Raw genomic sequence first — 11,838 nt, forward strand, 5'->3', positions numbered from 1 at the left:
TTGCTTAAAACTGATTAAATCCGCTGGTATTTTAGGGGCATCAATGCAACAGGTTTGGAGAGGTTTGCATTGAAGGGGCGGATAATGCCTTTCATTCTGATACGACTCCGGGTTTCAATTCCAGGAAGCGTTTCCAGTACGCGACTCTCTTGTGAAACGAGAGTCAGTTCTTCGCCTTCTGCCAACATCAGGGAGGCTCCTTGATGATCTGAGGTATAAATACCTTCTAATTCGACCTGTTTACCAATCAAAGTGAGAAATCGAGAAGGTTGACCCGCCAAGGTAAAGCCAGGATTTCGAGACAAGGCTGAATTGGATTCAACATAACTCAAACGTTGATCTGCTTTTAATTTTTCCAATAAGGAAAGGGGAGCAGATGGCGGGACGAGCACCACGTAAACATTAATCGCGTCAAGGTTTTGCTTCAGGCTTAAATTATATTCAGAAAGTAAAAGGGATTTTTCATTGCGGCTGATTTCGGGTTTGAATTTGAGCAATAAACTAACACTGGCGACAGGCTGTACCATACGAATCGGTTGAGCCGGAATTCTGACCGCTGTCGGCTGAAGTGACTGGCCACAGGCACTCAGAGTCAGGGTTGCCAGGAAGAGGGGAAGAGTTGATTTTAAGACCGAAAACATTGCAGAGAGACCTAAACTTTCTTAACCTAATCTTTAACCATAATTAACTTGTAATTCATTCTATTCCAAATATGCTGATTGTGTCAATTAAATCGAAAAAAAATTCCAAAATAAATATATTATATAGTTTAGGTAATATATATAAAATTGACACAGAAGCATGGTCTGTGCTAGTTTTCATCAGATTTTCAAAGGTTTAAACTCTTATGCAAAAGCCCATTTATCTTGATTACTGCGCAACAACTCCCCTGGATCCGAGAATTTTACCAGAGATGCTTCCCTGGTTTTCTGAGCAGTTTGGCAATCCTGCCAATTTAACCCACGCCTATGGTCGCGAAGCCTTGCTTGCTGTTCATCGGGCCAGAGAACGTATTGCTGCCCTGATCGGTGCAAAGGCCACCGAGATATTTTTTACCAGTGGTGCTTCAGAAAGCAATAATCTGGTTTTTAAGGGCTTGGCCCATCTTGCGCCAGAGAAAAACCAAGTGATGACGGTTGCCACTGAACACAAGTCTGTTTTGTGCTCGGCCCAAGCCATGGCCGAGAGGGGCTTTGACGTTGAAATCCTGCCTGTAGATTCGCAAGGCCGTGTGAATCTTGAGCGCTTAAGCGCTCAAATTTCTGAGAAGACTGCACTTGTCTCGGTGATGGCTGTCAATAATGAAGTGGGTACGCTCCAGCCGATTGAAGAAATTGGCAAAATCTGCACTGAAAGGCAAGTGCTTTTTCATTGTGATGCTGTGCAAGCAGGGGGCAAATTGCCCATCAATGTTGATGACCTGAAGATTGATCTGCTCTCGCTCAGTGCCCATAAGATGTATGGCCCCAAAGGGGTGGGTTGTTTGTATCTGCGTCAAAAATCACCTGCGATTCCTTTAAGAGCTTGCATTGAAGGCGGTGGACAGGAGTTTGGCCTGAGAGCAGGAACTTTGAATGTGCCTGCAATTGTCGGCTTTGGTCTGGCTGCAGAATGGGCGAGATCTGAGCAGACAGAAGAACTCGCTCGCTTAAAACTTCTTCGGCAGCGCCTTTGGGAGGGGATTCAAGCAGGGGTTTCCGAGGTAAAACTCAGCTGTGACTTGGATAAGAGTTCTCCTGCTATCCTGCATCTCTGTTTTGGGGGGCTCAAAAAAGGCAAACTGGTGGGGCAATTAAAAGACTTGGCTGTCAGTACAGGATCTGCCTGTTCTTCTGGTTCTGGCAAGGCCTCGTATGTTTTGGATGCGATGGGGCTGCCTGAAAGCCAAATGGACAACCCGGTTCGTTTTTCTCTGGGCCGTTTTACCCAGGAAGAAGAAATTGAAATGGCGATTCAAGCCGTGATCCGAACCATTCAAACCCTGCGGGAAAACCCTTCCCGTATCCCCTTTTAGAGGTAAGTAGTATGCAAAATTTTTGGAACCAACGATTTTCTGAACCTGAATTTGTCTATGGCAGAGAACCCAATGCCTTTTTTAAAGAAATGCTAGAGGGCTTAACGCCCGGAAAGCTTCTCTTGCCTGCTGAAGGACAGGGGCGAAATGCTGTTTATGCTGCACAAAAGGGCTGGGCAGTCACTGCTTTTGATAACGCTGAAGTGGGGCGTGAAAGAGCGCTGGCTTGGGCAGCTGAAAATGAGGTATCCATTGAATACCTGCATGTGGGGTATGAAGATTCTGCCTTTGACGGCGAACAGTTTGATGCAATTGCTTTGATCTACGCCCATATGCCTGCAGCCTTAAGAACAGCCTTCCATCAAAAGCTTCAAGCTTGGTTAAAGCCTGGCGGACACTTGATTGTGGAGTGTTTTTCACCGCATCAGTTAAACTATCCTTCGGGTGGACCGAAGCAGGCTGAAATGCTGGTGCATGCCCATGAGCTGCGCGAAGATTTTAATTGTTTCAATTTCCTCAGTTTAGTTGAGGGGGAAATTGAACTGAAAGAAGGGGCTTACCACCAGGGGGCTGCACATGTGGTGCGTTGTCTGGCACGTAAGCCCTAAAAGCTTAAATTCCGAAGAAGAGAACGTTGACGCCTGCGCTGACCCCGTGTACCAATGAACTTCCGTTGGTGAAGCTGCTGCTCAAACGTAAATCATTGGGCAGAAAAAATCCACGGTAGCCAAGATAAATACTGGCAAGATCCAGAATGGGCAAATGCCAGGCTGCACCTGCGCCAAACTCAGGTAAAACCATGCCATTGGTCTGAATCGGTGTTCCACCACTGCCCTGATCCAGGCTGCCACTGAGCAAAGATGAGGCTGCTAAATAGCCATAGCCTGAAAAACCCAGCGGAAGCCCAATTTTTAAACGTGCGCCATAGTTCACGCCCATTAACTGGGAATTGGTGGGAGAGGCACTGAGTGATCCGGTTGATGTGAACATATGCCGGTAACCGAGGTAGGGTGTCACCGTGGCTGCGACTTTGCCAATGCCCAAATCGAGATTGACAAAATTGAAGTTATAGCCCAGATTCAGCTGCAAATCTGTTAAAGCATCCCATTTAATTTGAGAAAGGGCCTGGGAAAGTAAATCTGAGCCGGCAGCATTGCCTGAACCTGGGGAAAGAGGTGAAACAAAGGAGGAAAGATCGTTGGTAAAACCCAAGGAACCTGCGATATTCAAGTTAAAAGGCAAATCATAGTCGCCCCGGAAATCAAAATAAGGAGCCACCCTCTGGGTTTTATCTGAATAGGTAAACGTCAGCGCTTGGGCTTGAAGGCCAAAGGAGCTGGCCATGAGCAAGGCGAAACTCAAACCAATTATTTTGCTGCGTTTTTTCATGTGAGTGACTCCATCTTTGAAATTTTGTGAGGCCAGTATATCACAGCCTTAATCAGCTGTCTGCTCACGCGTAAACTTGTATCCCACCCCTCTGATGGCATGAAAATGGCGGGGGTGAGCGGGATCTGTTTCAAAAATTTTCCGCAGCCGCATGACAAAATTGTCAACGGTGCGTGGGCTGCTGCCATCGTGAATGTCCCAAACCTGCTCTAAAAGCTCGTCACGGGAAAGAACCAAACCTTCCTGTTCTGCAAAAACACGAATCAGTTTCAGTTCCAAAGGGGTTAGTTTGATCGCCTGGCCATTTTGAAGCACTTCAAATCTTTCAAAATCGATTTGCACATTTCCAAAGCTTAAGGTGGTCAATTTTTCTTGCTGCTGATGCCATTCCTGGCGGCGCAGCAAAACCTGAATCCGGGTTAAAAGCTCTTCAAGATTAAAGGGCTTGGTAAGATAGTCGTCAGCGCCCAGCCGCAATCCTTTGATCTTATCTGATTCAAAGTTTCGTGCCGTCAGAATTAATATGGGCGTATAGTTTTTCTGTTTGCGCAGGGCATGGCAGAGATCAAATCCACTGTAGTGGGGCAGCATGATGTCCAAAAGGATCAGATCATAGTTTAATTTTTCATCAAATAACCAAGTGCGCGCCTGTTTGCCATCACTTGCGTGGCTGACTTCGTAGCCCTCAAGTTCGAGATTAAACTTGAGGCCATTGGCAATATGGGCATCATCTTCAACCAAAAGCAGACGGGTCATGCTCACTCCTATCAAGCAGAATGAATTCAGATTAACAGAAACAGGTTCCTACAAAAAAGCAAAATGGCCCGGAATTTCCGGGCCATTTTGAAAATTTGACTATTTGATCAGGGTCTCAATCCGGGTTCTGACTTCGGCGGGAACCTGTTCCCAGGTTCCTTGATTTTCGTGGTGGGACTTGAGACGCACGAAGGGGGCTTCGCGATCCTTAAACCGTCCAGAAAAAGCATCGGCTGTCTCTTTCAGCAGACGCGCAGTTTCGGGCTCGCCTGTGGTGGCGACATTCGAAAGTGAGATCAAGAGCAGGGTTGCGCGGTTATCGTCCACCCCTGCCATGAATTCTTTGGTTGGGAAACCTGGCTGCGCCATGAGTTGAGCCACTTCAAGGTCAGAAACACCCATATTGGACATGATTCTTCCCAATTCTGGGGCCTGTCCGTTTTTAACAAGGGTTTGCGCCAATTCCAGCCGGTGTCCAATTTCAGTGGCTCCGACCCAGATTTGTTCACTCAATTGACTTACTGCTTCAGGATTGGTGATTTTGCCATAGCCAAAATAGGCTTTTTGCCCCAGGGTTTCGTTGAGTTTTTTCATGGCTTCAGCACGGGCCGTGGCGGGATCATTTGCAACAGGCTGCAAATTTTCGGCAGGGGTTGCTTCACTGGCCGCTGCTGCTTGTGCGGGAGTTGTTACTTCAGCAGGAGCAGCGCTTGGTGCCGCAACTGTTGCCGCATTGGGAGAGGCCGCTTGAGTGGGAACTGCTGTCTCACTCGGTTGAGAGGGGGCTGGCTTTTGCGCAGGAGCCGGCTCTTGTTTACTGTTGCTGCGGTTATAGAGATAATAACCGCCTGCCGCCACGCCAGCGACCACTGCACCGACTGCCAAGGCTGTCACGGCACCGGCCATTTTGGGGCCCCCCACCTTCGAAACGATCTTGGTCAAGGCGGGCCCAGTGGGAACGTGCAAGCCCACTTTGCCGACCACCGAATTGACGCTTTTGGCGACCACTTGAGCGGTGGCATAGCCCCCCAGGTTGGACAGGGGGGGAGCCAGACTTTTGGTGACGCCGATCAAAACGGCACCTGTTGCGACGGTACCAAAGGCGCCGCCGACCAAAGCGGCTTTGCCGACGCCTGAGCTTTTGTGTTCTGCGACGGGAGGATGACCAATCACGCCGGTCGGTGGAGCGACAGGTGCTTCTGTTACAGGCTCACAGATGGGTTGCTCTGCCACGGGCTCAACGACGGGAGGGGTGGGTTGAACCGGAGTCTCTGGGGCTGGCTCAGGCAATTCAGAGGGCGGTTTAAGCGTGACAGGTGTTTCTGCGCTGGGCGGTTCAGGCGGTGTTTCCTGAACGGGAGCGGGGGGGGCACTTGGAACGGCCACAACTGGTTCTTCCTGAACAGGTGCAGGCGTGTAATCAACGGGCGAAGGCAGTTCAGGTTTGGGGGCCGGAGGGGCCACCTCTACTTTTTCGGGGACTGTTAATACCTGTCCAGGGTAAATCAAATCTGGATTTTTGATCTTGTCTTGATTCAAGGCAAAGAGCAGGGGCCATTTTTTATTGTCTCCCAATTTAACGCCAGCAATATCCCAAAGGGTATCACCACGTTTGACAGTATAGGAGCCCATTTTGACCTGTTCACCTGTCGAAAGACTTTCTGCCTTTTGAATGGCAGGGGTTTCGATGACAGGTGCGCTGGTTTGCGTCCTGGGGGCCTCGTTAATCAGAGGCGCACTGGCAATCTGAGCGGGATTGGAATTGATATTCGGCATATGGACAGTCTCCCGGTTGTTAAATTCTCATCTTCCTTATAGTCAAAAAAACTTAAACATTGCTTATTATTTTTATTATTTGAATTTAATCTCTCAGATTCTTTGATTCAGATTCAAGCAAAAGAAGTCTATAATTGAGTTACTTCTATTCTAACAGCTGACATCCTTCCCGCTATAATTGACGGGGGTTCCTGATTCACTGAGCAAACTTACTAAAGTCTGTTTCCAGATTCAAGCAGCGGTTTGTCTCTCCTCAGGCGTTTCAACATCTCTAGGATGTCCGGTTCCTGTGTGCCCCACAGTACCGATTAAACCTAATCCTTTGCTGAGTATATTGCGTGCAGCATTGTGGTCACGGTCTAACTCTAAACTGCATGTATCACAGTGATGCACCCGTTCACTCAGGCTTTTGGCAACCCTCTCCCCACAGCTACTACAATCTTGGCTGGTATGATGAGGTGAGACAATGACAAAACCCTTGGAAAATACACGGCTAAAATACTCTAACCACCGCTTAATCTGATGCCAGCTTGCATCTGAGATAGCCTTTGCTAGATTGTGGTTTTTCAGCATGTTTTTCACCTGAAGGTTTTCAATAACCACCAAGTCATGAGACTGGTATAACGCCCTCGCAGCCTTGATTGCGAAGTCTTTACGTTGTCTTTGCACTTTCAGATGTTTTTTTGCCAAACGCTTGATTTGTTTCCTTCTATTAGAGGAGCCCTTCTGTTTGCGTGACAGCCTACGCTGTACCCGTTTCAGGGCTTTTTCCGCACGTTTCAGCGTTCTGGGATTTTCAAGGGTATTTCCATTACTGTCTGTCCAAAGATAGCTAATCCCCATATCCAAGCCTACAATTGAGCCTGTGCTGGTCAAATGCTCTTTGCGCTCAATGTCCAGACAGAATTGGGCATAGTACCCATCCGCACGGCGCACCAAACGTACCCGTTTAATCTTGTCTTGAAATTGATTCAGACATTGTTTTCCAATCAGTTTGAGCGTGCCAATACCGCACTTATCTGAAAAATGGATGCGTTTGCAGCCATCCACCAGTTTCCAACCGGATTGTTTGTATTCAACAGAACGGTTGTCCTTTTGAAATTTGGGATACCCTTTTTTACCGGGAATCTTTTTCTTACAGTTTTCAAAAAACTTAGAAATAGCACTCCAAGCCCTTTCTGTGGCTTGCTGTCGGGCTGTTGAGTTCAACTTATCTGAGAATTCAAACTCTTTAGGGAGTGAAGCAGCCAGTTTGTAGAGGTCATTCTTGCCTGAGCCTCGATTATCCATCCAATAACGTACAGCTTTGTTTCTAATAAACTGCACGACACGAATGGCTTCATCTATCGCTTGATACTGATGAGACTTGCCTTTGAGTTTAAATTCATACACTAACATAAGGGTATTATACTGCATATTACGCCAATCATTTGAGTATAAAAGTAAATATTATTGAAAGGTATTATGACCCAGCGTAGCTGGGTCTGCCTCATATACCCATGCGAGCAGAACTCCCCCACCTAACCTTGAACTGTTCGTGAACGCTACAGATCTGGACAGCTATAGATAAGGAAGGGGCTTTACGGCATGTCCGGTAAAAAGAAACTTCCGATTCAAGCGGATCAGCATCTGAGCTGTGGAATTGAAACAGAAGCATCTGCTTTGAGTCATGTGGGGTTTTTGAGCGAGGCCCCCGTTCGCGGAGCGAAAAAGTTTGAAGATCTGGCCATTCAACAGGATGCCTGGAGCAAAATTCAAACGCATTTTAAAACCATCTACTCAGGCAAAAAATCGGATCGACAGGCTGATATTGAGCATATGGCCCAGCGATTAGGGGTCGAAGCTTCTGAACTTCAGCCCTTGGTGAATCAGCTCTATGAAAATCAGCTGATTTCTCCCTTGATGATCGATCTTGGCGTGACAGAATTGTTTTTTCGCAGAGAGGGCTTTGCGAAGGCTAAGAATCACCTCAAGAGCTTGGACGCATTTTTGAAAAACCCAGATTCGCGCTTGACCCCGTTTGAGAGAAATAAAATTGCGAGTTCCGTTTTTCGGGATCTGGCGGTCCCCGCCATGATTGGTCAGGGGGGGAAAGGTTCCTGCGCCGCTGCTTCTTTACAGGTTTTGACCGCCAGTGCACATCCCAATCAATACCTCAAAATGGTATTGAATTTGGCGGAGGGCAAACCCGTTGCTTTGCCTGACGGCCAGACTTTGCAACCCAATGATGATTGGCGTGATGCCCAGAAAGAAGATCGACAATTGTCAGAAGCAGTGCTTCAGAACGCCTATATGGATCTCATGTTGGGAAAAGGCAAATACCATTCAAACTTGGATGAAGGCGCCAACCAAACGGCACCGAGTGCAGGTCAACAGCGCAAAGGGCTTGAAAAGCTGGCTGGCCCTGGGGTTGATTATGATGATACGGCGACAATCATGTGCTGGCCTTTGAGTACCCTGAGCGCCAGCAGCGGGATGGGGTATCTTGAAGATGAAATTGCACGCGGCCGACCGGTTCTGGTCAATGTTTGGGGACATGCCATGGCTGTCGTCGGTATTGATAAAACACAAAGAGACCCCAAAGTCTTGGTCTGTACTTATGGTGCTCAAATTGAAATGCCTTCAGAAGGACTTGAAAAATACCTGATGCATACCCTCACGATTGATGATCCTGGCCCAGACAATCTGCGCGTCCAACCTGGGCAGCGTGTTGTGATTGGCACGGATTTGGGGCGCTTGCCCCCCAAGTAAAACTTTGGCTTGTTCACAATCTAAAGATTAGAATAGCTTGGAAAGCCCTGTCTTTCGCCTTCAGTAATTGGCATTAGCCAGTTAAAAAGCCCTGTTGGAAAAAAGCTTTTTTCAATTGCTTCGCGATTTAAAGGTCCGAAATGTCCAGGATAAAAGGTTTGAATCTTCTGGTGTTTAAGCAATTGCCAGAGTTGCCATTGGGTTTGTGGGCGCGCTTCATGAAAAAAATGTAAACGGGGCTCTTCAGTTTGAAAAACACCCCCCCGGATCAAATCGCCGACAATCGCGCTGTGACTGTCGTTTAAAATCAGGGCCAGCGAACCTTGGGTGTGCCCAGGCAAAGGTATAATCTGTCCATTGATCCCATAGGGGGCAAGATCCACCGCTGATGAAATTTCGCGATCGGCCGTATAAGCAGGATAAGGGCTATCGACAAAGATTCCGAGCAAGCCGGCAATAAAACTGGTCGCGAGCAAAGGGCGTGACTTGCCTTGTTTCAGCATGCCATGATCTTGAGCGCCGACCCAAACGGGGACTCCCTGCTTTTTACCCAATTCCATTGCGCCGCCTGCATGATCCCCATGTCCATGGGTCAAAATAATGGCTTCGAGGCTTTTCAAGGGAGTGCCTTGCTTTTGCAGCCAAGCTTCAATTTCTTTTTCATGGCCGTGTGAACTGGTATCTATCAAAAACGATTTTTTGCCTTTGAGCAGGTAAACATTGGCAATCCCCGTATCCAGGCAATGAATTTCTGTGGCTTGGGCAACGAATGGAAACAGGCTTACAAGTGCCATCGCTAAAGACCATGGGTAGAATTTCATTTCAAACTTCACTCCTGGGGTGTCAAAAATTCGGCTGTCTTCGCTCATGATTTTGCTGGCATGGTTCAGGCAGAAGCGACTTCAGCAAAAAACGAAAGAAAGTCAAAGACGCTCTTTCGTTTGATGGTTGCAAGCAGCTTAGAGATACTGGCGCTGAATCAGTTCTAAACCGGTTTCAAAAATTTCGTTGAAGAGTTCGTTCTGGCCTTTTCCCGTTTTACGAGACAGCTCAAGCAGTTCTTTGCGCAGATCTTTGTTTAATTTTAAACTCGGTGATTTGAGAAATTTTCTTCTGCCTTTGCGGCCCGTACTTTCATCGAGTTGATCCTGTTCGTCCTGGCGAATGGCATCAAAAACCGTTGCCGCAAGACCCTGTTCAAGGCGTTCCAACAAGCGCAACTGAATACTCTCCTCATATTTGGCAAGGGCCAGCAATTGGGGGGTAGAATTGCTTAATTCCTGTTGAGTTAAGGTTTTGATACGTTCTCTGACTTCTTGGCTGAGTCGTTCCGCAATTGCGCGTAAATTGAAAAAAGTACGCCTGGAAATATCCAAGGTCTTAAAAATAACCGTTGTTTTATGGCGTTCCTGGCCATATTTGAGTGAGTCAAAATAGGCTTTGAAGGCTTCTGCTTTTTCAAGGATGCTTAAATCGGTGCGAAAAAGTTTTTCAGTGGTTTCAAGTTGTTGAAGCTGTTGGCAGTCTGCTTCATTCAAGATTCTAACCGGAATTTGGCCATAGGTCTGGGGATCTTTTTCAGCCAGTTTTTTAAAGGCCATAAAACGATGAAAGCCCGCAATTAGATGATGATCACTGTTAAGCGTAACTGGACTGACCAGACCTTTCTCCTGAATGCTTTCGATCAGATGCTCTAATTTTGCGCTATCTAGGGGTTTTTCTTCATGTATTAAAATTTCATCGAGCTTGAGTTCGTGTTTGTTTAAGGTGTCTATCATATTATTACCTGTCTACAATTTGGGCAAAGTCACAATCCAAACAGTTTGAGAGCAGTAACCGTCTTTCTGTGTTTTGAGCCTCTTGATCAGTTTAACCAATGCGCGATCCATTTTTCCAGCCTGAAGCATAAAAAACTTCCTTCCTCTGTATTTTTTGCTCGGGAATAGAGTAAAATTCGTCTTTATGCAATGGGATGTGATTATTATTGGCGCGGGTGCAGCAGGTCTGATGGCTGCGATCACGGCAGCACGTCGTGGCAGGCGTGTGCTTTTGCTTGAACACCAGGCCAAACCTGGACGTAAAATCCTGATTTCAGGGGGCGGGCGCTGCAATTTCACCAATCTGTATGCCAGCCCAGAAAATTATCTTTCCCAAAACCCTCATTTTTGTAAATCAGCCTTGGCGCGTTATACCCCTGGAGATTTTATCGCCTGGATTGAAGCGCACGGGATTCCCTACCACGAAAAAAAACTGGGTCAGTTGTTTTGTGACCGTTCCGCCTCAGATATCCTTGAGATGTTGCTTTCTGAAGCCGCTCAAGCAGGTGTAAAAATACACACCGGGGTTCGGGTTCACAGTTTGCGAAAAACTGAAGTTTTTGTACTTGAAACAGCGCATGAAACTTTGTTGGCAGACAAGGTGATCCTGGCAACGGGAGGGCTCTCGATCCCCAAAGTGGGAGCCAGTGATTTGGGCTATCGCCTGGCGAAGTTTTTTGGACATCGCATGGTCTCACCTGAACCAGGACTGGTTCCGCTGATATTTTCAGAAGCCCAAATGGCCTTTGCTGAACTGCGTGGCCTGGCGCTTGATACCCGCGTTACGCTCCCTGAGATCAATTTTCGGGAAAATGCACTGTTTACCCACCAGGGTCTAAGTGGCCCTGCGATTCTGCAAATTTCTTCCTATTGGAAAGCTGGCGAAGTGCTTGAAATTAATTTTTTGCCAGATCTGGATCTTGCACATCTCTTTGAGGCTTGGGTTCAAGAAAAACAGCCTGCCCAGGTGACCAGTCTTTTGGATGCTTATCTCCCCCGCCGCTTTGTGCGCTTTTGGTCTGAAAAATACTTTCCTGCCAAACCCGCTTTCCGTTTTGATCCTGCTGAAAAACAGGCCTTGTTTCAAGCTTTACAGGCCTGGCAGATGCTGCCTGCCAAAACAGCGGGCTATAGCAAAGCCGAAGTGACTACGGGTGGGCTCGACACCGCTCAAGTGTCGTCAAAGACCCTCGAGTCACGTTTGGTGCCTGGATTGTATTTCGTAGGTGAGCTTCTGGATGTGACTGGGTGGTTGGGGGGGTATAATTTTCAATGGGCTTGGGCTTCCGGACACGCGGCTGGCCAGGCGGTTTGATTCTTTTCAGAAGGCTGATG

Annotated in this window: 10 protein-coding genes and 1 pseudogene; 4 read left to right on the forward strand and 7 right to left on the reverse strand. The window is 47.4% G+C overall.

Annotation, left to right across the window (positions count from 1 at the left end):
• Nucleotides 1–14 precede the first annotated feature (14 nt).
• Complete coding sequence (locus COW20_16815) at nt 15–641, reverse strand: hypothetical protein (protein PIW46579.1); 627 nt, start codon at nt 639–641, stop codon at nt 15–17.
• A gap of 206 nt (nt 642–847) precedes the next feature.
• On the opposite strand from COW20_16815, the gene COW20_16820 reads away from it, so the two are divergent.
• Nucleotides 848–2,014, forward strand: coding sequence for an IscS subfamily cysteine desulfurase (locus COW20_16820; GenBank protein PIW46580.1), 1,167 nt, complete (start codon nt 848–850; stop codon nt 2,012–2,014).
• An 11-nt stretch (nt 2,015–2,025) separates the two neighbouring features.
• Entirely contained in the window at nt 2,026–2,622 is a 597-nt protein-coding gene (locus COW20_16825; GenBank protein PIW46581.1) for an SAM-dependent methyltransferase, read from the forward strand.
• Nucleotides 2,623–2,626: 4 nt separating this feature from the next.
• Here COW20_16825 and COW20_16830 read toward each other — a convergent pair whose 3' ends face one another.
• The 4 genes and pseudogenes from COW20_16830 to COW20_16845 form a co-directional block, all read right to left on the reverse strand.
• Nucleotides 2,627–3,403, reverse strand: coding sequence for a hypothetical protein (locus tag COW20_16830; protein ID PIW46582.1), 777 nt, complete (start codon nt 3,401–3,403; stop codon nt 2,627–2,629).
• A gap of 48 nt (nt 3,404–3,451) precedes the next feature.
• Entirely contained in the window at nt 3,452–4,159 is a 708-nt protein-coding gene (locus tag COW20_16835) for a DNA-binding response regulator (protein ID PIW46583.1), read from the reverse strand.
• A gap of 99 nt (nt 4,160–4,258) precedes the next feature.
• Nucleotides 4,259–5,935 (reverse strand): hypothetical protein, encoded by a 1,677-nt coding sequence (locus tag COW20_16840; protein PIW46584.1) that lies wholly within the window; start codon nt 5,933–5,935, stop codon nt 4,259–4,261.
• A 315-nt stretch (nt 5,936–6,250) separates the two neighbouring features.
• A pseudogene (locus tag COW20_16845) lies at nt 6,251–7,351 on the reverse strand (transposase).
• Between the two features lie 171 nt (nt 7,352–7,522).
• Here COW20_16845 and COW20_16850 point away from each other — a divergent pair.
• Nucleotides 7,523–8,686, forward strand: coding sequence for a hypothetical protein (locus COW20_16850; GenBank protein PIW46585.1), 1,164 nt, complete (start codon nt 7,523–7,525; stop codon nt 8,684–8,686).
• A gap of 20 nt (nt 8,687–8,706) precedes the next feature.
• Here COW20_16850 and COW20_16855 read toward each other — a convergent pair whose 3' ends face one another.
• Both COW20_16855 and COW20_16860 read right to left on the reverse strand, forming a co-directional pair.
• Nucleotides 8,707–9,555, reverse strand: a complete 849-nt coding sequence (locus COW20_16855; protein ID PIW46586.1) for a hypothetical protein — start codon at nt 9,553–9,555, stop codon at nt 8,707–8,709.
• A 90-nt stretch (nt 9,556–9,645) separates the two neighbouring features.
• Nucleotides 9,646–10,464: a hypothetical protein gene (locus COW20_16860; GenBank protein PIW46587.1), complete on the reverse strand. Its 819-nt coding sequence runs from the start codon at nt 10,462–10,464 to the stop codon at nt 9,646–9,648.
• A 184-nt stretch (nt 10,465–10,648) separates the two neighbouring features.
• On the opposite strand from COW20_16860, the gene COW20_16865 reads away from it, so the two are divergent.
• Entirely contained in the window at nt 10,649–11,818 is a 1,170-nt protein-coding gene (locus COW20_16865) for an aminoacetone oxidase family FAD-binding enzyme (GenBank protein PIW46588.1), read from the forward strand.
• Nucleotides 11,819–11,838 lie beyond the last annotated feature (20 nt).

The sequence above is a fragment of the bacterium (Candidatus Blackallbacteria) CG13_big_fil_rev_8_21_14_2_50_49_14 genome (genome assembly GCA_002783405.1).
Lineage (GTDB): Bacteria > Cyanobacteriota > Sericytochromatia > UBA7694 > UBA7694.